Source organism: Streptomyces griseosporeus (assembly GCF_014656055.1).
Taxonomy (GTDB): Bacteria; Actinomycetota; Actinomycetes; order Streptomycetales; family Streptomycetaceae; genus Streptomyces; species Streptomyces griseosporeus.
Map to the genome: position 1 here is coordinate 1,725,248 of NZ_BNBR01000001.1, position 21,916 is coordinate 1,747,163.

Sequence of the window (21,916 nt, forward strand, 5' to 3'; positions counted from 1 at the left end):
TGGTGCTGGGCTTCAGGGTCGTCGCCGGTGCACCGTGAACGGGTGACCGACACCCGCCGTACCGACGCGGTACTCCTGCTTGTCGCGCTCGTCTGGGGCTCCAGCTATCTCTCCGCCCAGACGGCCGCGGCGGCCCTGCCCGTGCTCACCGTCCTGTTCGCCCGCTACGCGCTCTCCGCTCTGGCCTGCCTCGGTCTCGTCGCGGCCGGGCGGAGCCGGTGGTCCCGGGACGAGCTGCGGGCCGGAGTGCCGCTGGGGCTGACCCAGGCCGCGGTGCTGGTGGTGGAGACGTACGGGGTCGCGCACACGACCGCCGCCAACGCGGGCCTGATCATCAGCCTGACCATCGTCCTCACCCCCCTCCTGGACCGGTCCGGGCATCCGGGCGGCCTCCCTCCCGCCTTCTACGCCGCGGCCGGGGTCTGCGTCCTGGCCGTCGGCCTGCTGATGTCGGGCAACGGCTTCCACGCGCCGCGCTCGGGCGACCTGCTGATGCTGGCGGCGGCCGGGGTGCGGGCCGGGCACGTGGCGCTGGTGGGGCGGCTCACCACCCGGCGGGCCGTACGGCCGGTGCACCTGACGGCCGTGCAGACGCTGGTCGGCACCGCGCTGTTCCTGCCGGTGGCCGCGGCCGACCTGCCGGAGCTGGGCCGCGCCTCGGGCGCCACCTGGGCGCAGCTGCTCTATCTCGCCCTGCTGTGCAGCGTGTTCGCCTTCCTCGCGCAGACCTGGGCGGTGCAGCGCACCTCCGCCAGCCGGGCCAGCCTCCTGCTGGGCACGGAACCGGTGTGGGCGGCGCTGGTGGGCGTCACCGTCGCCGGCGACCGCTTCACCCCGCTCACCGCCCTGGGCGCGGCCCTCATGGTCGCCGGCACGTACTGGGGGCAGGCGGTGGAACGCCGCCATCGCGGCGCGGCGGCCGCACGGATGCCGCAGGAACCGTCCCTTCGGCCTGGCATGCCGGCCGAACCCCCGGACGCACCTCGCCGGAACTCCCCCGCGTCCGCCCAGGCGGGCCCCGGGTAGGTCCGGTCGGCCACACGCTCGGTCAGAGGCACCGGTGGCCCCCGGTCAGACCACCCCGGCCGCCAGGTCCCGCAGTGGCCACGCCGCCTCCACCACCGCCGTCGGGTCGCCCTTGCGGCGCAGGAAGGACTGGAAGTCCGCCGCCCACTCGGCGTACCACTCGATCTGGCGGTGGTGCAGCTCCGCCGGGCCGAGGGCCGCGATCTTGGGGTGGCGGCCGGCTATCGCGCGGGCCAGACGGGCGGCCGCGAGGGCGTCCGCGGCGGCGTCGTGGGCGGCGTCCAGGGCGATGCCGTACTCGGCGCAGACCGCTTCGAGGTTGCGCTTGCCGCGGCGGTAGCGGTCGGCCCAGCGGTCGATGGTGTACGGGTCGACGACGGGCGCGGGGTCCAGGCCGCCCAGGCGGTCGCGCAGGGACGGCAGGCCGTACCGGCGCAGTTCGGCGGAGAGCAGGGTCAGGTCGAAGGCCGCGTTGTAGGCGACGACCGGGACACCGGTGCGCCAGTAGCCGGCCAGGACGTCGGCGATGGCGTCGGCCACCTGGTCGGCGGGGCGGCCCTCGGCCGCCGCGCGTTCACTGCTGATGCCGTGCACCGCGACCGCGTCCGGCGGGATCGGCACGCCCGGGTCGGCCAGCCACTCCCGGCGGCCGAGCGGCTGCCCGTCCCTGACCTCGATCACGGCGCCCGTGACGATGCGCGCCTCGCGCGGGTCCGTCCCGGTCGTCTCCAGGTCGAAGCCGATCAGCAGCTCGCGGTGCCAGGCCATGGCGTCCCCCTTCGTGGTGGTGCGTCCCCCAGTGGTCTCCACCTTCGCATGCGCCACTGACAATCCGACGCCGGGATTCCGCTTTCCGCCGCGGACGAGGGGACAGTTCAGGACACCGGCCGCGAATCCGCCCAAGCCAGCTCGAACTCCTCGCGGTAGATGCCGAACAGGCCGCCCTCGTCGGCCTCGCCGGACTTGACGACCCGGTCGCCGTTGCGCAGCACCAGCACCGGCGACTCCATGCCGCGGGCCCGCCGCAGATAGGACTGCACGACCGCGATGCCGTCGGCGCCGTCGCCGTCGACGAGGTAGGCGGTGAACCGGGGCGTCTCGTCGTACACCTGGATCTGGAAGGCGCCCGGGTCGCGCAGCCGGGCCCGCACCCGGCGCATGTGCAGGATGTTCATCTCCACCGAGCGGCTCAGCTCGCCCCGCTTCAGGCCGAGTTCGCGCTCCCGCCGCTTCACCGCGCTGGAGGCGGGGTTGAGGAAGAGCAGCCGCACCCGGCAGCCGCCCTCGGCGAGCCGGACCAGTCGGCGCCCGGAGAAGTTCTGCACGAGCAGGTTGAGCCCGATGCCGAAGGCGTCGAGGCGGCGGGCGCCGCCGAAGATGTCCTCGGCCGGGAACTGGCGCAGCAGCCGCACCCGGTCGGAGTGGACGGCGACGACGTCCGCGTACCGGTCGCCGACGAGGTCCTCGACCGCGTCGGTGGGCAGCCGGCGCGCGGAGGGCACGTCGCCGCCCGCGCCGAGCATCTCCAGCAGCCGGGCGGAGGCCCGCTCGGCCTGGGCGAGGACGGCCTCGGACAGGGCGCGGTTGCGGGAGACGACGTTGCGGGTCACCTCCAGCTCGTCCAGGGCGAGTTCGACGTCCCGGCGGTCCTCCAGGTACGGCTCGAAGCACGGCCAGTGCTGCACCATCAGCTCGCGCAGCTGGGGCAGGGTCAGGAAGCTGATGACATTGTCGTCGGCGGGGTCGAGCAGATAGCCCTTGCGGCGGCTCACCTCGCGTACGGCGACGGCGCGTTGGACCCATTCCTGGCCGGCCGGTCCGGCGGCGGCGACCACCCAGTCGTCGCCGTGCACGGGTTCGTAGACGGGCCGCAGGACGGCGGCGACGACGGCGCGCAGCCGCTGCTCGACCAGGTTCAGCCAGATGTAGGCCCGGCCGGCGCGCTGGGCGCGGGTGCGCACCTCGCGCCAGGCGTCGGCGTCCCAGTCCAGCTCCGGGCCGATGGAGCCGGTCTCCATCGGCCTGGCCAGGGACACCGTGCCGGGCGGGACGTCTGCGGAGTTCCCCTCGTGACCCTCGTCACCAGGGGGCAGCTCCAGCCCTCCCGAGCCCACCCGCGCACCGCCTTCCAGTCCCCCGGACTTCCCGTCTCAACGATCAAGGAAGGGTACTCCGCAAGCGGTCGGGGACGCAGCCGGATGGGCCGGGTCGTTTCTCAACTGCGCGGTCGTGGCTGCCCGTTCTCACCGGCGAGGGCCGGCGGAGTGAGCGGATTCATAGCGGTGACATCGCGCGGTGCGAGGGAGAAACCCTGCCAGTGGACGGGCATCGGCTGCTGGTCCTCGTCGCGCGCGACGTGGTGGAAGCCGACGTTCACCCAGACCACGGGCCGGGTGAGGGTCTGCCCGTCGACGAAGCGGTCCACCGACTGCGGATGCCCGCTCGCGCAGCCGGGGTTGTTGCTGGCGAACTGCTCGCACGGGGTGTACTCGGTGAAGTACACGTCGTGCCGGGTGAAGCCGCGGCCGGGGTACTTGGCGGTCGCGCCCTGGACGATCTCGTACGAACGGGCGTGGCCGTCCTTGTTCTTGCCGGTGTCGCTGACCACCCGCCACCAGCGCATGTTCTTCGCGTCGCCGGCGAGTTCCTTGGTGACGTTGGTCCGCGTGGTCTTGTTCGTGGGTGCCTGCCGGCCGCGGGCGGGCGGGCTGACCTGCGAGTCGTACTGCTCGACGTGGTTCTTGCGGGAGCCGTCGAGGGCGAAGTCGAGCTTCCAGAACACGTTGTGGCTGTGGCTGGTGGCGTAGGAGCGGGCGCCCTTGCCGATGGGCCAGCCGCGGCCGTCGCCGGCGTCGTAGTCGCCGGGCGAGAGGCTGCCGGTGGCGCCGACGTTCATGCTGATCAGGCCGTCGTCCTGGAAGCGCCATTCGGTGATGTACTCGTACCAGCCGACCTTGTTGACGGTGTACAGGAGCAGGTCCTTGCCCTGTTCCTGATATACCCGGTTGCCGGTGTCGGCCTGCATCCGGTACGCGTGTCCACGCGCGCGTGTGGTGGCGCACAGGCCCTTGATGTTCGGGTTGTCGGAGTAGAAGGCGTCCTGGACCTTGACGGTCTTGATGGTGCCTCCGGGGCACTCGGCGGGCGCGAGGTTGACGAGGCCCTGGGCGAAGCCGAAGCCGGTCAGGTCGTCGTACTCGACGCTGCCGTCGTCGTAGGGGACGTCGATCTGGCCGAGGCGGGCACTGGCCAGCACCTTGACGGGCGCGGTCTCGCCCTTGGGCTGGTAGGAGATGTCCTCCAGGACGAGCCCGGCCTTGGTGTCGTAGCGCCAGCACATGCGCCAGGTGGTGCCGGTGGAGAGTTTCTGTTCGATGCGGTAGGCGGCGCTGCACGCGGGGGCGGGGGCCGCGGGCGCCTTGCCCGGCGCGGCGGTGGCGGGTCCCGCGCCGGTGGTCGCGGCGGCGGCGAGCGCGGCCAGGGACAGGCCGAGCGCCGTTCGTCTGCGGGCAGGGCTGGGATGGTTCGCACGCATGCGGAAGTGGCTCCCTTGTGCGGGGTGCGGTCGAAGAGAGGTGCGGGCCGGAGCGGCTGCGTCAGCCGCGGTCGAGTGCGGCGACCTTGCGGGCGCTGAGGTCGATCACCAGGTGGCGGGTGTCGATCCACGGCCCGTTCACGACCTTCGGGAACAGGCGCAGGCAGCGGTGCGTGCCGCAGGCGTCGAGCACGGCGGGCTGGGCGCCCGGCGCGGCCCGGTAGACGGCGCTGTTGAGCAGCAGCTGGTCCGGGGAGGTGAGGTCCTTGCCGGTGGCGTCCTTGAAGTCCGCGCGCAGGCCGGCGCCGAGCGGGTCGGCGATCAGCAGACGGGCCGCCTCGGCGTTCTCGGCGGCGCTCAGCGGCGGCTGGACGCCGTGCTGGGTGGTCGTCGCCTCGATCTTGCCGCTGTCGAGGTCGACCGTCCGGGTGACGAGGGTGTCGGCCCGGTAGTCGTAGAAGGTCACCACCGCGCGCCGGGGGGCATGCGGGTCGTCGAGCTCGTCGGCGGCCGGTTCGGCGAGGTCGACGCCGAGCCGCTGTGGTCCGCGGTCGCCCTCGACGTCCTCGGCGGCGGCCGCCATGCGCCGGTCCACCGCGAGGGACTCGACGCGGGCGATCTCGTCGTCGGTCAGCGGGTCGCGGCCGGTGCCCTTCTTCCCCTCGGCCGGGGCCTGCTCGACGACGCCCGGCGCGACGGCGGCACCCGGGCCCCCCGGCCCGCTCGCCGCCCCCTGGGCGCCTCCTCCGGCGGCCCGCTGCTCCGTCCGCGCCGATCCCCCGGTCTCGTCCGCGCCCGCCGTGCCCGGCAGGGTGATCGCGACCATCGCGGCGGTCCCCACCACCGCGACGGCCGCCCCGGCCACCACCTTGCCCAGGTGGCGGTGGACTATCGTCCGCACATCTCCCCCTGTTCCCCCTCTGTCCCAGGGGCCACGGCAGGCCCCATTGGTACGTCTGGTCGAGGGACGTACCGTTGCTACCGACTGGTCGCCCGGTAAGAGGGACGTGAGACGGAGGTGGTTCCCTCACTTTCGGGGAGACTCGGGCCGAAGGCGCTCCCCGTGCCGTCGTACACCTGAAAGAGTCGTATCCATGCAGGTCTGGCCTGGCGAGGCATATCCACTCGGTGCCACCTATGACGGCGCCGGCACGAACTTCGCGGTCTTCACGGAGGCCGCGGACCGAGTAGAGCTGTGTCTGCTGCACGACGACGGCTCCGAGACAGCGATCGAGCTGCGCGAGAGCGACGCTTTCGTCCGGCACGCGTACGTGCCGGGCGTGATGCCCGGACAGCGCTACGGCTACCGGGTGCACGGCCCGTACGCCCCGGAGCGCGGGCTGCGCTGCAACTCCGCGAAGCTCCTTCTCGATCCGTACGCGCGTGCGATCAGCGGCTCGATCCGCTGGGGTGAGGAGGTCTACGGCTATCACTTCGACGCGCCCGACAAGCGCAACGACCTGGACTCGGCGCCGCACACGATGTCGTCGGTCGTGGTCAACCCGTACTTCGACTGGGGCGACGACCGGCCGCCGCGCATCGAGTACCACCGCACGGTGATCTACGAGGCCCATGTGAAGGGCCTGACGATGCGCCACCCGGGGCTGCCGGAGGAGCTGCGCGGCACGTACGCGGGGCTCGCCCATCCGGCGGTCATCGAGCACCTGACCGAGCTGGGGGTGACGGCGCTGGAGCTGATGCCCGTCCACCAGTTCGTCAACGACCACCGGCTGGTCGACATGGGGCTCAACAACTACTGGGGCTACAACACCATCGGCTTCTTCGCCCCGCACAACGCGTACGCCTCCTGGGGCGACCGCGGGCAGCAGGTGCTGGAGTTCAAGTCGGCGGTGCGGGCGCTGCACGAGGCGGGCATCGAGGTCATCCTCGACGTGGTCTACAACCACACCGCCGAGGGCAACCACCTGGGTCCGACGCTGTCCTTCCGGGGGCTGGACAACCCGCAGTACTACCGGCTGACGGACGACCCGCGCTACTACATGGACACCACGGGCACCGGCAACAGCCTGCTCATGCGGTCCCCGCACGTGCTCCAGCTGATCATGGACTCGCTGCGGTACTGGGTCACCGAGATGCACGTGGACGGGTTCCGCTTCGACCTCGCGGCGACCCTGGCGCGGCAGTTCCACGAGGTGGACCGGCTGTCGTCGTTCTTCGACCTGGTGCAGCAGGACCCGGTGGTCTCCCAGGTGAAGCTGATCGCCGAGCCGTGGGACGTCGGCGAGGGCGGCTACCAGGTGGGCAACTTCCCGCCGATGTGGACGGAGTGGAACGGCAAGTACCGGGACACGGTCCGCGACCTGTGGCGGGGCGAGCCGCGCACGCTCGCCGAGTTCGCCTCCCGGCTGACCGGGTCCTCGGACCTGTACCAGGACGACGGGCGCCGCCCGCTGGCCTCGATCAACTTCGTCACCTGCCACGACGGCTTCACCCTGCACGACCTGGTGTCGTACAACCACAAGCACAACGACGCCAACGGCGAGGACAACCGGGACGGCGAGAGCCACAACCGGTCCTGGAACTGCGGGGAGGAGGGCGAGACCGACGACCCGGAGGTGCTCGCGCTGCGGGCCCGGCAGATGCGCAACTTCATGGCCACGCTGATGCTGTCCCAGGGCGTGCCCATGATCAGCCACGGTGACGAGTTCGCCCGCACCCAGCAGGGCAACAACAACGCCTACTGCCAGGACAACGACCTGTCCTGGGTGCAGTGGCCCGAGGAAGGGCACCCACTGCTGGACTTCACGCGGGCGATGGTGTGGCTGCGCAAGGACCACCCGGTCCTGCGGCGGCGCCGCTTCTTCCACGGGCGGCCGGTGGAGGGCACCCACGACGACCTGTCGGACATCGCCTGGTTCACCCCGGAGGGCCGGGAGATGACGCAGCGGGACTGGGAGTCGGCGCCCGCGTCGGCGCTGACGGTGTTCCTCAACGGCAACGCCATCTCCGAGCCCGGCCCGCGCGGGGAGCGCATCACGGACGACTCGTTCCTGCTGATGTTCAACGCCTCGCCCAAGGCGCTGGAGTTCGTCGTGCCGGTCGACCACGGACGGCAGTGGCAGGTGGTCGTCGACACCTCCCTGGAGGAGGGCGTCCCGACGGGCACGGGCGTCAAGGTGGACGCCGGGGACCGGCTGACGCTGGTGGACCGCAGCATGACCGTGCTGATGCGGCCGGCATAGCCCCGCTGCCCGGGGTGCCTCGGCGCCCCGGGCCTGTCCGGACGGCCACGCGCGCGTGCGCGGGTGGCCGAGCCGGATGACACGAAAAGCGGCCGGGCGGGTACGTACGGTGTCATGACACCTGAGCGATCCGCCCCCGGGGTTCCCACGGCCACCTACCGGCTGCAGCTGCAGCCGGCGTTCCCGTTCGCCGCCGCCGCGGCCGCCGTGCCGTACCTGGCCTCGCTCGGCGTCTCCCATCTGCACCTGTCCCCCGTCCTGGAGGCCGTCCCCGGCTCGCTGCACGGCTACGACGTCGTCGACCACGCGCGCGTACGCGAGGAGCTGGGCGGCGAGGAGGGGCTGCGGGCGCTGGCGCGCACCGCGCGGGAGCACGGTCTCGGCCTGGTCGTGGACATCGTGCCGAACCACATGGCGATGTCACCGCGCCACAACCGCGCTCTGTGGGAGGTGCTGCGCGACGGCCCGCAGTCGCCGTACGCGCGCTGGTTCGACATCGACTGGGAGGCACAGGGTGGCCAGGTGCTGCTGCCGGTGCTCGGCGCCCCGCTCGGCGAGGTGATCGGCGAGCTGCGGGCCGAGGACGGCGAGCTGCGCTACTGGGACCACGCCTTCCCGCTGCGCGAGGGCACCGAGGACCTGCCGCTGCCGCAGCTGCTGGACGCGCAGTGGTACCGCCCGGTGTGGTGGCGGCTGGCCCGCACCGAACTCAACTACCGGCGGTTCTTCAGCATCTCGGAGCTGATCGGCGTGCGCGTGGAGGACCCGGAGGTCTTCGAGGCCACGCACGCCACGATCCTGCGGCTGCTGCACGAGGGCGTGATCGACGGGCTGCGGGTGGACCACCCGGACGGGCTCGCCGACCCCGACGGCTACCTGCGGCGGCTGCACGAGGCGAGCGGCGGCCGCTGGACCGTCGTGGAGAAGATTCTCGCCGACCACGAACACCTGCCGCCGTCCTGGCCGGTCGCGGGCACCACCGGCTACGACGCCCTGCGCCGCGTCGACGGCGTGTTCGCCGACCCGGCGGGGGCCGGGGAGCTGACCGGCCTGTACCGGCGGTTCGCGGCCCCGCAGACGGACCGGGGCGGGGAATGGGCGGCCACCGCGCGGCGGGCGGCCTACAAGGTGCTCACCCACGAGCTGGCGACCGAGGTGGAGCGGCTGGTCCGGGTGGCGCACAAGGTCTGCGCCACGTCACCGGACCCTGCGCTGCGCGACCGTGCGCCGTGGGCGCTGCGCACCGCGCTGCAGGAACTGCTGGTGCGGATGGAGGTCTACCGCCCCTACGCCTCCGTGGACCCGGCGTCCGTCGTCACCGAGGAGGCCGCGGCCGAGGCGCGGCTGGCGTTCGTGGTGCCGGAGGAGGGCGGCGCGGTGGACGTCGTGCGCGGCCTGCTGCTCGGGCGGTACGGCGACGGGCCCGACCAGGTCGAGCTGCGGACGCGGTTCGCGCAGACGGCGTCGGCGCTGCGCGCCAAGTCGCTGGAGGACACGGCGTTCTACCGCTATGTGCCGCTGCTGTCGGCGAACGAGGTGGGCGGCGATCCGGGCAGCCCGGCGGTGTCGCCGGAGGACTTCCACGCGTACTGCGCGCGCGTGCAGCGCGACTGGCCGGCCGGCGGGGTCGTGGTGTCCACGCACGACACCAAGCGCAGCGCCGATGTGCGGGCGGCGCTCGCGGTGCTCACCGAGTGCCCGCAGCGGTGGGCCGACACGCTGGCGGAGGCGACCCGCAGCGGCGAGGGCGGCCCCGACGCGCAGCTGGCGTGGGCGGCCTGGCAGACGGTGTTCGGGCTGGGCCCGGCCGACCCCGAGCGGGTGCAGGGCGCCCTACTGAAGCACGTGCGCGAGGCGGGCCTGTACACGAGCTGGACGGAGCAGGAGCCGCCGTACGAGGAGGCGGTGGCGGCGTTCGTGGCGGCGGGGCCGTGCGGGGCGCCCGGCGAGCACGTGCGGGCGCTGCGGGCCGCGCTGGAGCCGCACATCCGGGCGAACGTGCTCGGCACGGCGCTGCTCCATCTGACGATGCCGGGCGTGCCGGACGTCTACCAGGGCACGGAGGCCGAGTACCGGGCGCTGGTCGACCCGGACAACCGGCGGCCGGTGCGGTTCCCTCCCGAGGCCCCCGGCGTCAAGGACGCGGTGACCGAGGCGGCGCTGCGGCTGCGCCGGCGGCTGCCCGAGGTCTTCGGCGACGCGGCGACGTACGCCCCACTGACCGCGGAGGGGCCCGCCGCGGCGCACTGCCTGGCCTTCGCGCGCTCCGGCGAGGTCGTCACGGCCGTGACGCGGCTGTCACTGCGGCTGGCGGAGGCGGGCGGCTGGCGGGAGACGGTGCTGCCGCTGCCGCCGGGCCGGTGGGCCGACGCGCTCGCCCCGGAACGGGAGTTCACCGGGCACGCGCGCGTGGCGGAACTGTTCGCGGAGCTGCCGGTGGCGCTGCTGGAGCGGGTCGGGGAGGCGGACCGGGGCTGACGCGGGCGGTCAGCGGGTGCCGGGCGGCCCGTCGCGCGCGCCAGGTGTCGGTCAACCGTGGGGGGCGCGCCGACCGTCGTGCCAGGCGTCGGTCAGCGGATGGCGGGGCTGCCCCGCGCCTGGCGCGCCACGTGGCTGTCAGCGGATGGCGGGCTGCCCGTCCCGCCACGTGGTCGTCAGCAGGTCGACGAACGCCCCGGCGGCGCCGGTGGGCGGCACGCGTGTGAAGACGCTCAGGGCGCGCCGCCACGCGGGGTCGGGCGAGAGGACCGCGCAGTCCTCGCCGACCGCGCCGCGGACCACGTGAGTGGGGGCGACGCACACCCCGACGCCGGCGGCGGCCATCCGTACGGCGGTGGAGGTGTGCTCGGTCCACACCGCCGTGCGCGGGGTGAAACCCGCCCGCTCGCACGCCCAGTCGAGGAAGCGGACGCCGTGCACGACGGGCTCCATCGCGCAGCGGACCCAGGGCCGGTCGGCGAGTTCGGGCAGCGTCACCGTCGCACGGCCCGCGAACCGGTCGTCGAAGGGCACCACCAGGGCCAGTTCCTCCTCGCCGAACTCCACGACGGTGCCGGGCCAGCCGGCGGGGACGGGGCCGACGGCCAGGTCGGCGGTGCCGCGTTCGACCTCCTCCTGGAGGGCCTCCGGCGTGGCGTACTCGTGCAGGCGCAGCAGCACCTGCGGATGGGCCCGGCGCCACTGGGCGAAGACGTCCGGCAGGACGCCGACGGCGAGCGAGTGCAGCGCGGCGACGTGCAGTTCGCCGCCGTCGGCCCCGGCGGCGGCGCGGGCGGCGCGGCGGGCCTGGGCGGCGCTGCGGACGGCGCGTTCGGCGTGCGGGCGGAAGGCGCGGCCCATGGGGGTGAGGCGCACGCCGCGCGGCATGCGCTCCAGCAGCGCGCCCCCGACGGACTTCTCCAGGGCCTTGATCTGGTGCGACAGGGCGGGCTGGGTGACGTGCAGGGCCTCCGCCGCGCGGGTGAAGGACGCCTCCTCGACGACCGTGAGGAAGTACTCCATCTGCCGCAGGCTCATCCCCGACCCACTCCCCTGCCATGAACACCGTGCATCGGATCCACAAGAACATTGCCTTGGACTCATGGCAAGGGGCGGGCGGAGGGTGGTGGTCATGAACACACCTCAGGCCGTGGACACCACGGACGTCATCGTCGTCGGCGGGGGCACCGGCGGCTACAGCACCGCGCTGCGCGCCGCCGCCCTGGGGCTCGACGTGGTGCTCGTCGAGCGCGACAAGGTCGGCGGCACCTGTCTGCACCGCGGCTGCATCCCCAGCAAGGCGATGCTGCACGCCGCCGAACTCGTCGACGGCATCGCCGAGGCCCGTGAACGCTGGGGCGTGAAGGCGACGCTGGACTCGGTGGACTGGGCGGCGCTGGTCGCCACCCGCGACGACATCGTGACCCGCAACCACCGGGGCGTGGAGGGGCATCTGGCGCACGCGGGCGTGCGGGTCGTACGGGGCAGCGCGCGGCTCACGGGACCGCGTTCGGTGCGCGTGGAGGGCGTACGGGAGGACAGCGCGCCCGGCGCGAGCGGTGCACCCGTGCCCGGGACGCGCCGTGGACCCGCGCCCGGCGTGCGCGACCTGTCCGCGCGCCGCGGCATCGTGCTGGCGACCGGTTCGCGCCCGCGCACGCTCCCCGGGCTCACGCCGGACGGCCGCCGCGTGGTGACGAGCGACGACGCCCTGTTCGCGCCCGGGCTGCCGGCGTCCGTCCTGGTCCTCGGCGGCGGCGCGATCGGCGTGGAGTACGCCTCCTTCCATCGGTCGATGGGCGCGCGGGTCACGCTGGTGGAGGCGGCCGACCGGCTCGTGCCGCTGGAGGACGCCGATGTCTCCCGCCATCTGACGCGGGGTCTGAAGAAGCGGGGCATCGACGTGCAGGCGGGCGCCCGGCTGCTGGACGCCGAGGTGCTGGACGACGGCGTCCGCGCCCAGGTGCGCACCGCGCGCGGCGAGGTGCGCACGGTCGAGGCGGAGCGGCTGCTGGTGGCCGTCGGCCGGGTCCCGGTCACCGACGGCCTCGACCTGGCCGCGGCGGGCCTCGCGACCGACGAGCGCGGTTTCGTCGCACCGGCCGACTGGCGCCGGCTGGAGACGGCCGTGCCCGGCGTCCATGTCGTCGGGGACCTGCTGCCGCCGCCGTCGCCGGGGCTCGCCCACGCGTCGTTCGCGGAGGGCCTGCTGGTGGCCGAGACGCTGGCGGGCGTCGTCTCGGCGCCGGTCGACTACGCGGCCGTGCCCCGGGTGACGTACTCCTCGCCGCAGACGGCGGCGGTCGGACTGAGCGAGGCGGAGGCACGCGCGCGTGGGCACGAGGTGGAGGTCAACAGCATGCCGCTGACCGCCGTCGCGAAGGGCATGGTGCACGGGCAGGGCGGCACGGTGAAGGTGGTCGCGGAGGCGGGCGGCGGGCAGGTGCTCGGCGTGCACCTGGTCGGCCCGCACGTGTCGGAGATGATCGCGGAGAGCCAGCTGATCGTCGGCTGGGACGCCCAGCCCGACGACGTGGCCCGCCACATCCACGCCCACCCCACGCTGTCGGAAGCGGTCGGCGAGGCGTTCCTGACGCTGGCGGGACGGGGCCTGCACCAGCAGTGAGCGCGACGGCCCACCGGGCGCCCCGGGGTCCGCCCCACCGCACGCTTGACAGGTGCTCCCCCGCGTGGGGTACTGCGGGTGCGAAGCCGGGCGGACGGGTCGGGGGGTGAGTCTCCTGCCGGAGCTGCGCTACCCCACGGTCCCCGAACTGGTCGCCGCCGCACGCGCGCTGACCGGCCGGCGGCCCGGCCTGTGCACGCTGAGACAGGTGGGCGTCTCCCGGGCGGGCAGGCCCCTGCACCTGCTGTCGGTCGGCCGGTCCCCGCGGGCGGTGCTGGTCGTCGCGGGCGCCCACGCCAACGAACCCGCCGGGGGTTCCTCGCTGCTGGCGCTCGCCGAACGGACGGCGGCGGAGCGCGCGTTGCGGGACGGCGTCTCCTGGCACTTCCTGCTGTGCGCCGACCCCGACGGGGCGAGCCTGCACACCACCCCCGCGCCGCGCAGCCTGTTCGACTACCACCTGGGCTTCTACCGGCCCGCCGGCCCGGAGCAGCCGGAGTGGTCGCCGTCCGTGCTGCCACCGGACCGGCTGCCGCCCGAGACGCTCGCCCTGACCGCCGTCATCGACGAGCTGCGCCCCTACCTCCAGGTCAGCCTGCACGCCACCGATCTGGGCGGCACCTGGGTGCAGTTGACGAAGGACGTGCCCGGTCTCGCCGAGCCGTTCGCGAAGTCCGCGGCCCGGCTGCACATCCCGGTGGAGGCGGGCGCCTCCGACGCGGCGGGCTGGCCGGCCGCCGGTCCGGGCGTGCACGTCATGCCCGCTCCCGGCGCGGGCGCCGCCTACCCGAGCATGCCGGACGACGCCCGGCACAGCACCTGGTACCACGCGCACCGGCACGGTGGGCTGACCGCGATCGTCGAGGTGCCGATGTGGGCGAGCGACCTGGTGGGCGACCCGGCCCCGCACCCCGCCCCGGAGGCGGCGCTGCGCGGGATCGCCGGCCGGCTGCGGCGGGACGCCGCGCGCGTGGAGGGGGTGCTCGCCGAGGCCGGCCCGCGGCTGGAGGGCGCCGACGGGCCGCTGCTGCGGGCCGCCCGCTGGGCGCTCGACCTGGTGCCGGGGCTGGCGGAGGACTGGGCGCGCACCCCGCCGGCCGACACGAGCCGGGCGTACGTCGGCAGCGTGGAGGCCTTCGCCCGGCGGCTGCCGCTGCGCGCGGCGGCGATGCTGCTGAGGGTGCTGCGGCAGTACGACGACCGTGCCGCGCCGCCGCTGACGGGGCTCGTGGCGGACTGGAGCGACGCCTTCGCGCGGCGCTTCCAGGCGCGCTGGGTGCCCCTGGAGCACCAGATCGAGCACCAGTCCGACACGGCGATCGCGGCGGCACGGCACGCGCGGGACGCGGTGACGTGAGGGAGCGCAGGCACCCCGCCCCTGTCGTCCCTCACCCGTCGAGCGCGAACACCGCCCCCGTCCGGGCCGCCATCACACACCCGTTCGGAAACGTCTCTGTGTACGTGACGGGCCGTCCGCCCCACTCCCCCTGCGCCCGTACTGTCACCGGGGCGTACACCATGGGGCAGTAGACGTCCTTCAGCGGCAGCGCGGCGATGTCGCCGTCCGCCGCCGCGAGTTCCGCGCAGGCCTGCGCCGCACGGGCGTGCCCCTGCGGCGGCGCGCAGAGCAGCAGGGCGCCCCGGGCGTCGCCCGCGGACGCGTCACCCCGGGTCACGGTGAGGTACAGCCAGTCGTCGAGCGGCACGACGGGCGTGGGCAGGTCAGCGGTGGCCGGCCGCTCGACCGGCCCGGGGACGGCTGCGGTGGCCGGCAGCCCGCCCGGCACGGCCAGGGCCGCGGCGGCCGGCTGCGCGGCGACGGTGAGGAGGGCGGCCGACAGCAGGCCGCCGACGATCGATCGTGCGAGGTACGTCATTCCTGGTGCATCGGCACGGCGGTGCCCGAGCACCACCCCGGCTCACCCGAACGAGCCCCCTCCGGCGCGCGGTGCGCCGCCAGTTCGAACGCGGCGAGCACCACCCGCGCCTGGTACTCCACCTGCCGCGCGACCGGGATCCAGCGCGCCCCGCAGCCGTCGCGGTAGTCGGCGCACCAGGCGTCGATGAGCCGGTCCAGCTCGGGCAGCGCACCGGCCGCGACCGCCCCGGCGCCCGTGACGAGCTGGTGGAGCAGTCCCGCGGTGCGCAGGGCGAGGCGCCGGCCGGCGATGCGCAGGGCGGCCAGGTGGGCGGTCATCAGGGGCGGCAGCGGCCGGTCCTGGACGCCCCGGTCGGGGTCCCAGGCGTCGGCCAGGCCGGGGCAGACCAGTAAATAGTCGCCGACCGGGGCGAGCAGGCGGGCGGCGTCGGGCACCGCCGCGAGCAGCGGACGGATCCGGGCCAGCAGCAGCTCCAGGGTGCGGGCGTCGTGGCGCAGGGTCCTGCTGATCGTGCGCAGGACGGCGTCCCGGTCGGCGGGCGGCGAGCCGTCCTCCACGGCCGCCACGCCCCACATGGGCGCCTCGACGATCGCGGTGACGGTGCCGTAGCGGTGCGGGTGGTACCAGGTGGACTCGACCGCCGCCTCGGTGATGGCCGCGGCCAGGTCGCCGCGCTGCGGTGGCGGGATCAGATGGACGGCGGGGCCGAGGACCGGCCAGTACAGGGTGTCGTACGGGCCCAGCTCGCGCGGCACGCCCAGGCGGCGGGCGATCCCGGCCATCCGGTCGGCGAGTCCGGGCAGGTCATGGGTGAGTTCGACGAAGCCGCCGCCGACGTCGACCCCGTGCAGGGACGCCTGGAAGAAAGGTTTCAGTTCGTCCTGGAGGGCGAGCAGCGTCCGCGTCTCCGGCAGGACGGCCGCCGCGGCGCCGTCGGGCAGCCACTCGGGCTGCTCCAGGAAGCCGGGCCGGAAGAAGTGCCGGAAGTAGTGGCCGAGGGTGTACGGGCCGGACAGCCAGTCCTCGTTGCGGCGCAGCCCGTCGGGGTCGAGGCACAGCAGCAGGTTCCAGGTGGCGTCGGCGCCCTCGGTGAGGCTGGGGTCGGCGAGGACGCGTTCGGCGAGCCGCAGGGCGGTGGCGCCGCCGACGGGTTCGTTGGCGTGCGGTCCGGCGACGACGAGGGCCTGCCGGCTGCCGTGGCCGACGGACAGCAGCCACAGGGGCGCGCCCGCGCGGGAGGTGCCGACGCGCCGCAGCCGGGCGTGGCGGGGGCGGCGGGCGACGAGTGCGGCGGCCTTGTCGGCCAGCTCGTCCACGCTCGGGTAGCGGAGGAGTGGCGGCAGGGCACACCTCCACGTGCGGGGCCGTCGGTTCACCTGGTGTCCATGGTGTACGCACAGTCAGTCACGGCTCGTCGGCCACGTCAACACCGCGACGACCACGGAAACTTGGTGACCCGGTTCAGTGCGCGGAGAGCCGGTACGCCACGCTGCCGAAGCCCACCTGGTCGCCTTCGCGGACGACGGCGGCGCCGATGACGCGGCGGCCGTTGACGGTGGTGCCGTTGGTGGAGCCGAGGTCGCGCAGCACCCACAGGCCGCCCTGGCGGCTGAGTTCGGCGTGCATGCGGGAGACCGTCTCGTGGGTGAGCCGCAGCCCGTTGCCCGGGTCGCGGCCGATGCGCAGCGGGTGGCCGGTGCCGGGGTGCGGCAGCAGCAGCTTGGGCAGCCGCTCGGCCTGCCAGGCCCTGCGCAGCCGTACGGTGAAGCCGGAGACGGCCTCGACGGCGCCGAACAGCGCGCGGGAGACGCGGTTGTCCTGGGGCAGGTCGGCGGTGAGGGCGGCCAGCTCGTCCGAGCGGCGGGCGGCGAGCGCCAGCTCCATCCGGCGGATGAACGTGTCGTGGGACAGGCGGCCCAGGGCGACGCCGTCACGGAGCACCTTCAGCGCCCGGTCGCGCTCCGCGTCGGAGAGCCGCGCGGGGTAGGTATGGAACTCGAAGGACGACGTCACGCGTGTGATTGTCGGTCAGCGGAGTGCGGGTGTCCAGAAAGCGGAGAAACGGGGCCACGCGCGCGTACCTGTGCCGACACCCGCCGCAAAAGGAATGATTCAAAAGCGGATTGATCTCGTTTGACGCAGGATGGACGGGCTACATCACGGTGAGCAGACGAAGGGGAACCGTCCGTGCAGTTCGAGGTGTGGGCACCACAGGCCGATCGGGTGTCGCTGGAGTGCGACGGCGTCACGCGCGCGTTGGAGCGCGATCCGCAGCGGGCGGGGTGGTGGACGGGGGAGGCCGAGGCGCGGGACGGCTCGCGGTACGGCTTCGCGGTGGACGACGGCCCGCTGCGGCCGGATCCCCGCTCGCGGCGCCAGCCGGACGGTCCGGACGGGCTGAGCGCCGTCGTGGACCACGGGCGGTACGAGTGGCGCACGGAGTGGGCGGGCCGCCCGCTGCCGGGCGCGGTGCTGTACGAGCTGCACGTGGGCACGTACACCCCTGAGGGCACGCTGGACGCGGCGGCTGACCGGCTCGGGCATCTGGTCGAACTGGGTGTGACGCACGTGGAGTTGATGCCGCTGTGTCCGTTCCCGGGGCGGCACGGCTGGGGGTACGAGGGGGTGTCGCTGTGGGCGGTGCACGAGCCGTACGGCGGCCCCGAGGCGCTGAAGCGGTTCGTGGACCGGGCGCACGAGCTGGGGCTCGGCGTGGTCCTGGACGTGGTCCACAACCACCTCGGTCCGTCCGGCAACTACCTGCCGGTCTTCGGGCCGTACTTCACCGACCGGCACCAGACGCCGTGGGGTTCGGCGGTGAACCTGGACGCGCCGGGCTCGGACGAGGTGCGCGCGTACCTCGTGGGCAGTGCGCTGGCGTGGCTGCGGGACTACCGGATCGACGGGCTGCGGCTGGACGCGGTGCACGCGCTGGTCGACACGCGCGCGTGCCACTTCCTGGAGGAGTTGTCGGCGGCGGTGGACACGCTGGCCGCGGAGACCGGGCGGCCGCTGTTCCTGATCGCCGAGTCCGATCTGAACGACCCGCGGCTGATCACCCCGCGCGAGGAGCACGGCCTCGGTCTGCACGCCCAGTGGAACGACGACTTCCACCACGCCCTGCACACGGCGCTGACCGGTGAGTCGCAGGGCTACTACGCCGATTTCGCGCGCGCCCCCTTCGCCGCCCTGGCCAAGACCCTGACGGGCGGTTACTTCCACGACGGGTCGTACTCCAGTTTCCGGGGCCGGAGCCACGGGCGCCCGCTGGACCGGGGCCGGGTCGGCGGGCACCGGCTGCTCGGCTACAGCCAGACCCACGACCAGGTCGGCAACCGGGCGCAGGGCGACCGGCTGTCGGCGTCCCTGTCGCCCGGCCTGCTGGCGTGCGCGGCGGCGCTGACGCTGACGGCGCCGTTCACGCCGATGCTGTTCATGGGCGAGGAGTGGGCGGCGGGCACGCCCTGGCAGTTCTTCACCGACCACACCGACCCGGTGCTGGCCGACGCGGTACGGCGGGGCAGGCGGCGGGAGTTCGCGGCGCACGGGTGGGCGGAGGACGAGGTTCCGGACCCGCAGGACCCGGCGACGCGGGAGCGGTCCTGCCTGGACTGGTCGGAGCCGGAGCGTGAGCCGCACGCGCGCGTGCTGGCCTGGTACCGCCGGCTGATCGCCCTGCGGCACACCCAGCCCGATCTGACCGACCCCGACCTCGCCGACCTGAAGGTGGCCTACGACGAGGAGGCCCGCTGGCTGGCCTTCCGGCGCGGGGACGTGCGGGTGGCCGTGAACCTGTCCAAGGAGCCCGCCGCGATCCCGCTGGGCACGCGCCCGGCGCGGGTCCTGGCCGCGTGGGACGAGGTGAGCGGGCCCGGGGAGGACGGGATGCTGCGGCTGCCCGGGGAGTCGTGCGTGGTGCTGGAGCAGGACTGACGGACTGACGGGGGCTGGGGTCGGGGCCGCGTCTGGATCCGGGTCCAGGTCCAGGTCCAGGCTCAGGCCTAGGCCTCGTCCTCCGGGCCGCCCTCCCTCAGCTCCGTCACCCGTTCCAGCAGGATCGCCTCCCAGGCGCGGCGCAGCTGGGTGCGCAGCAGGGGCAGGGGGGCGGTGTCGCGGCCGTCGAGGCGGGCGGCAAGGTGCAGGACCGTGTCGCAGCGGGCGAGCCACAGGCCGCGCAGGCAGGGGCGGGCGCCGTACCCGGCGAGGGTGGCGGCGCGCACGGCGGCGCCGGAGCCGACGGCGAGGGCGAGGCCCGCGATGTCCTCGGCCGGGTCGCCGAGGACCGCCTGCGTCCAGTCCAGGACGCCGCGGACGCGGCCGTCGGCGCTGACGACGAGGTGTTCGCCGCGCAGCGCGTGGTGGACGAGGACCGCGGCGCCGGGCTGGGCGGCGAGCTGGGCCGCGCCGGGCGGGGTGAGCTGGCTCAGCCGGGCCGGGTCGAACTCGTCGGCGTCGCCGAGGCCGCGCGCGGCGGAGACGGCCATCCGGCGCAGCGCCTCCAGGGAGCGCGGGGCGGCGCGCGGCACGCCGAGCGCCTCGGCCTGACGGGCGGGCACCTCGCGCAGTCCGGTGAGGAGTCCGGCCAGGTCGGCCTCGCCGACGGCGGAGACGTCGTGGTCCTCGGCGGTGGCGCCGGGCACCTTGGTGTCGAGGGTGTAGGTGAGCCCGGGGGTCCACTCGCCGTGGGCGACGCTGGTCGGCACGGCGACCGGGACGTGCGGGCGGACCAGGTCGCGCAGGCGCAGCTCGCGCCGCTGGCGGACGGCGGCCTCGCGGTCGGGGGCGAGGCGCAGCACATGGCGGGTGCCGACCCACCAGGTGGAGTGCTCGCCGTCGCCGGCGACGGGCCGTACGTCGGGGCCGGCGGTGCCGTCCGCGCCCTTGCCTTCCTTCAGCAGGGTACGGACCAGTCGGCGGACGGTGTCCGCGGTGGGTGTCGGTGCCTGGGTCATGGTCGCGCCGTCGTCGTCGGTGTGGGTGCTGGGGCTGCCGGGGCTGCTCAGTCCACTATGACCATCTCGCGGGTGGTGTTGTTCAGGCGGCGCCCGCCGTCCCCGGTGACCGTCACGATGTCCTCGATGCGCACGCCGAACCGGCCGGGCAGGTAGATGCCGGGTTCCACGGAGAAGCACATGCCGGGCACGAGGGGCTGTTCCTCGCCCTCGATCATGTACGGCGGCTCGTGGGTGGTGACGCCGATGCCGTGGCCGGTGCGGTGGATGAAGTACTCGCCGTACCCGGCGTCGGTGATGACGGCGCGGGCGGCCCGGTCGACGTCCTGGCAGGCGGCGCCGGGGCGGACGGCGGCGACGCCGGCCTCCTGGGCGGCGCGCACGATGTCGTGGACGCGGCGCTCCTCCTCGGTGGGTTCGCCGACGTGGACGGTGCGGGTGGTGTCGGAGCCGTAGCCGTCCTTGAGGCCGCCGAAGTCGAGGACGACCATGTCGCCGGGTTCGATGACCCGGTCGCCGACCTCGTGGTGCGGGTTGGCGCCGTTGGGGCCGGAGCCGACGATGGTGAAGTCGACCTGGGAGTGGCCGAAGCGGCGCAGCAGGTCGGCGAGGTCGGCGCCGACCTCCGTCTCGCGGCGGCCGGCGAAGCGCATGGTGCGGATCTCCTCGAAGGCCCGGTCGGCCGCTGCGCCCGCGGCGGCGAGCAGGCCGAGTTCGGCGGCGTCCTTGACGGCCCGCAGCATCGGCAGGGCGTCGGTGAGGGAGGCGTAGCCGCTGTCGGGCAGGGCGCGTTGCAGGGCGAGCAGGTGCAGGGCCCAGGTGGTGTCGCTGATGCCGTACCGGCCGCGGGCGTCGAGGAGGGCGGCGGTGGCGGCGTAGGGGTCCTTGCCGTCGGTCCAGTCCCGCAGGGTCAGCGCGGACGCTCCGGCGGCCTTGGCGGCGTCCGGGGCCTCCAGGGCGGGGACGACGAGGACGGGGTCGCGGTCGGGGGTGAGCACCAGCAGGGTGAGCCGTTCGGTGACGGCGGTGGGCGCGTAGCCGGTGAGCCACACCAGGTCGGGGCCCGGGGCGACGAGGAGTCCGGCGAGTCCCGCGTCGGCGGCGGCCGTGACGGCGCGCTCCATGCGGGCGCGGTAGTCGTCGGCGGTGAACGGCGCGGCTGCGGTGCCGGTCATGCGGTCCTCCCTGGGCGGGTGCGGGGACTGACGGGTGTCCCTCCGCGTCGGTCCGTTGCCTGCCAGCATCCTGCCCGCAGCGTGGGGGCGGCGCGAGCCGATGGGCGGTTTGTCCTGGGCCATCGTGCCGGTGCGGCGGACGCCGGACCACTGGTTTCGCACACGGCGATCACGGGCCCGGGTCGAGCCGCCCTTGCCCGGCCCGTGTTGCTAATGCTTGGATGCGCCGTAAACGTTAACCACGATCAGGGGGAGGGCGCGACACCGTGCTCGTACTCGCACACATCAGCGATCTGCATCTGGACGGAAGCGCGCGGGCCACGGAGCGTGCCGAGCGGGTGCGCGACCATCTGTGGGGGCTGCCGGGGCCGGTCGACGCCCTGCTGGTGACGGGCGACATCGCCGACCACGCCGCCGAGCCGGAGTACGAGGAGGCCGCCCGGCTGCTCGGCCTGCGCGAGGACGGCGGGTCCGCGCCGGCCCCCTTCCCCGTCCTGACCTGCCCGGGCAACCACGACAGCCGCGCCCCCTACCGCAAGGCCCTGCTCGGGCAGGAGCCGTCCGGTGCGCCGGTGAACAGCGTGCGGGTCTTCGAGGGCGGTGCCGTCCTGATGTGCGACTCCAGCGTTCCGGGCGAGGACGACGGGGCGCTGGAGGAGGAGACGTACGCCTGGATCGAGGCGACGCTCGACGACCTGGGCGGCCGGCTGCCGGTCCTCCTCGCCTTCCACCACCCGCCCGTCGCCCTGCACCACCCGCTGCCGGACTCCTACCGGCTGGGCCGGCCCGAGGCGCTCGCGGCGCTGATGGAACGGCGCCCGGAGATCGCCGGGCTGATCACCGGGCACGCGCACACGCCCGCCGCGACCTCGTTCGCCGGGCGCCCGCTCGTCGTGGGGCCGGGGGTGACCTGGACGCTGCGCCTGCCCTGGGAGGGCGAGCAGATCGCCGACCGGGACGCGCCGGTCGGGCTGGCCTTCCACATCCTGACCGACGACGGGCGGCTGACCAGCCACTTCCGGGTGGTCTGAGACACCGGGC

Annotated in this window: 17 protein-coding genes; 7 read left to right on the plus strand and 10 right to left on the minus strand. The window is 74.4% G+C overall.

Features of this window, described 5'->3' with window-relative positions:
• Positions 1-42 precede the first annotated feature (42 nt).
• Positions 43-1,026 carry a DMT family transporter gene (locus IE308_RS07605; RefSeq protein WP_190217105.1) on the plus strand — a complete coding sequence of 328 codons (984 nt, stop codon included), beginning with the start codon at positions 43-45 and terminating at the stop codon, positions 1,024-1,026.
• Positions 1,027-1,071: 45 nt separating this feature from the next.
• Here IE308_RS07605 and IE308_RS07610 read toward each other — a convergent pair whose 3' ends face one another.
• The 4 genes from IE308_RS07610 to IE308_RS07625 form a co-directional block, all read right to left on the minus strand.
• Positions 1,072-1,794, minus strand: coding sequence for a 3'-5' exonuclease (locus tag IE308_RS07610; RefSeq protein WP_190217106.1), 723 nt, complete (start codon positions 1,792-1,794; stop codon positions 1,072-1,074).
• Between the two features lie 107 nt (positions 1,795-1,901).
• Positions 1,902-3,140, minus strand: coding sequence for a DUF5919 domain-containing protein (locus IE308_RS07615; protein WP_110632127.1), 1,239 nt, complete (start codon positions 3,138-3,140; stop codon positions 1,902-1,904).
• Positions 3,141-3,241: 101 nt separating this feature from the next.
• A complete protein-coding gene (locus tag IE308_RS07620) occupies positions 3,242-4,561 on the minus strand; it encodes a copper amine oxidase (RefSeq protein WP_190217107.1) in 1,320 nt (439 codons plus the stop codon).
• A gap of 61 nt (positions 4,562-4,622) precedes the next feature.
• Positions 4,623-5,462: a Tat pathway signal sequence domain protein gene (locus tag IE308_RS07625; RefSeq protein ID WP_190217108.1), complete on the minus strand. Its 840-nt coding sequence runs from the start codon at positions 5,460-5,462 to the stop codon at positions 4,623-4,625.
• Positions 5,463-5,655: 193 nt separating this feature from the next.
• Here IE308_RS07625 and glgX point away from each other — a divergent pair, with 193 nt between their 5' ends.
• Together glgX and treY are read left to right on the plus strand one after the other, a co-directional pair.
• Positions 5,656-7,764 (plus strand): glycogen debranching protein GlgX, encoded by a 2,109-nt coding sequence (gene glgX, locus IE308_RS07630; protein WP_110632118.1) that lies wholly within the window; start codon positions 5,656-5,658, stop codon positions 7,762-7,764.
• 114 nt (positions 7,765-7,878) lie between these two features.
• A complete protein-coding gene (gene treY / locus IE308_RS07635; RefSeq protein ID WP_190217109.1) occupies positions 7,879-10,242 on the plus strand; it encodes a malto-oligosyltrehalose synthase in 2,364 nt (787 codons plus the stop codon).
• Between the two features lie 138 nt (positions 10,243-10,380).
• On the opposite strand, the gene IE308_RS07640 is transcribed toward treY, so the two are convergent.
• Entirely contained in the window at positions 10,381-11,280 is a 900-nt protein-coding gene (locus IE308_RS07640) for a LysR family transcriptional regulator (RefSeq protein WP_190217110.1), read from the minus strand.
• A 94-nt stretch (positions 11,281-11,374) separates the two neighbouring features.
• On the opposite strand from IE308_RS07640, the gene lpdA reads away from it, so the two are divergent.
• Both lpdA and IE308_RS07650 read left to right on the plus strand, forming a co-directional pair.
• Positions 11,375-12,868, plus strand: a complete 1,494-nt coding sequence (lpdA, locus tag IE308_RS07645) for a dihydrolipoyl dehydrogenase (RefSeq protein ID WP_190217111.1) — start codon at positions 11,375-11,377, stop codon at positions 12,866-12,868.
• Between the two features lie 106 nt (positions 12,869-12,974).
• Positions 12,975-14,225, plus strand: a complete 1,251-nt coding sequence (locus IE308_RS07650) for a M14 family zinc carboxypeptidase (protein ID WP_190217112.1) — start codon at positions 12,975-12,977, stop codon at positions 14,223-14,225.
• A 31-nt stretch (positions 14,226-14,256) separates the two neighbouring features.
• On the opposite strand, the gene IE308_RS07655 is transcribed toward IE308_RS07650, so the two are convergent.
• From IE308_RS07655 to IE308_RS07665, 3 genes are all read right to left on the minus strand, one after another.
• The gene (locus IE308_RS07655) at positions 14,257-14,745 is read right to left on the minus strand and encodes an SSI family serine proteinase inhibitor (protein ID WP_190217113.1); all 489 of its coding nucleotides are present in this window, start codon (positions 14,743-14,745) and stop codon (positions 14,257-14,259) included.
• Positions 14,742-16,064 carry a M14 family zinc carboxypeptidase gene (locus IE308_RS07660; RefSeq protein WP_190217114.1) on the minus strand — a complete coding sequence of 441 codons (1,323 nt, stop codon included), beginning with the start codon at positions 16,062-16,064 and terminating at the stop codon, positions 14,742-14,744. Before IE308_RS07660 ends, IE308_RS07655 begins: the two co-directional genes overlap by 4 nt.
• 145 nt (positions 16,065-16,209) lie before the next feature.
• On the minus strand, positions 16,210-16,761 hold the full coding sequence (locus IE308_RS07665; RefSeq protein ID WP_110632097.1) for an FHA domain-containing protein: 552 nt from the start codon (positions 16,759-16,761) through the stop codon (positions 16,210-16,212).
• Between the two features lie 174 nt (positions 16,762-16,935).
• On the opposite strand from IE308_RS07665, the gene treZ reads away from it, so the two are divergent.
• Entirely contained in the window at positions 16,936-18,681 is a 1,746-nt protein-coding gene (treZ, locus tag IE308_RS07670) for a malto-oligosyltrehalose trehalohydrolase (protein ID WP_190217115.1), read from the plus strand.
• Positions 18,682-18,749: 68 nt separating this feature from the next.
• On the opposite strand, the gene IE308_RS07675 is transcribed toward treZ, so the two are convergent.
• Both IE308_RS07675 and IE308_RS07680 read right to left on the minus strand, forming a co-directional pair.
• On the minus strand, positions 18,750-19,700 hold the full coding sequence (locus IE308_RS07675) for an aminoglycoside phosphotransferase family protein (RefSeq protein ID WP_190217116.1): 951 nt from the start codon (positions 19,698-19,700) through the stop codon (positions 18,750-18,752).
• 47 nt (positions 19,701-19,747) lie between these two features.
• Positions 19,748-20,875 (minus strand): aminopeptidase P family protein, encoded by a 1,128-nt coding sequence (locus IE308_RS07680; protein ID WP_190217117.1) that lies wholly within the window; start codon positions 20,873-20,875, stop codon positions 19,748-19,750.
• Between the two features lie 266 nt (positions 20,876-21,141).
• On the opposite strand from IE308_RS07680, the gene IE308_RS07685 reads away from it, so the two are divergent.
• A complete protein-coding gene (locus IE308_RS07685) occupies positions 21,142-21,906 on the plus strand; it encodes a metallophosphoesterase (RefSeq protein WP_190217118.1) in 765 nt (254 codons plus the stop codon).
• Positions 21,907-21,916 lie beyond the last annotated feature (10 nt).

Excerpts from the sequence above, each read along its gene's own strand:
- IE308_RS07610 (WP_190217106.1), bottom strand. The coding sequence starts at position 1,794 with ATGGCCTGGCACCGCGAGCTGCTGATCGGCTTCGACCTGGAGACGACC.
- IE308_RS07620 (WP_190217107.1), bottom strand. The coding sequence starts at position 4,561 with ATGCGTGCGAACCATCCCAGCCCTGCCCGCAGACGAACGGCGCTCGGC.
- glgX (WP_110632118.1), top strand. The coding sequence starts at position 5,656 with ATGCAGGTCTGGCCTGGCGAGGCATATCCACTCGGTGCCACCTATGAC.
- treY (WP_190217109.1), top strand. The coding sequence starts at position 7,879 with ATGACACCTGAGCGATCCGCCCCCGGGGTTCCCACGGCCACCTACCGG.
- IE308_RS07640 (WP_190217110.1), bottom strand. The coding sequence starts at position 11,280 with ATGAGCCTGCGGCAGATGGAGTACTTCCTCACGGTCGTCGAGGAGGCG.
- lpdA (WP_190217111.1), top strand. The coding sequence starts at position 11,375 with ATGAACACACCTCAGGCCGTGGACACCACGGACGTCATCGTCGTCGGC.
- IE308_RS07655 (WP_190217113.1), bottom strand. The coding sequence starts at position 14,745 with ATGACGTACCTCGCACGATCGATCGTCGGCGGCCTGCTGTCGGCCGCC.
- IE308_RS07675 (WP_190217116.1), bottom strand. The coding sequence starts at position 19,700 with ATGACCCAGGCACCGACACCCACCGCGGACACCGTCCGCCGACTGGTC.
- IE308_RS07680 (WP_190217117.1), bottom strand. The coding sequence starts at position 20,875 with ATGACCGGCACCGCAGCCGCGCCGTTCACCGCCGACGACTACCGCGCC.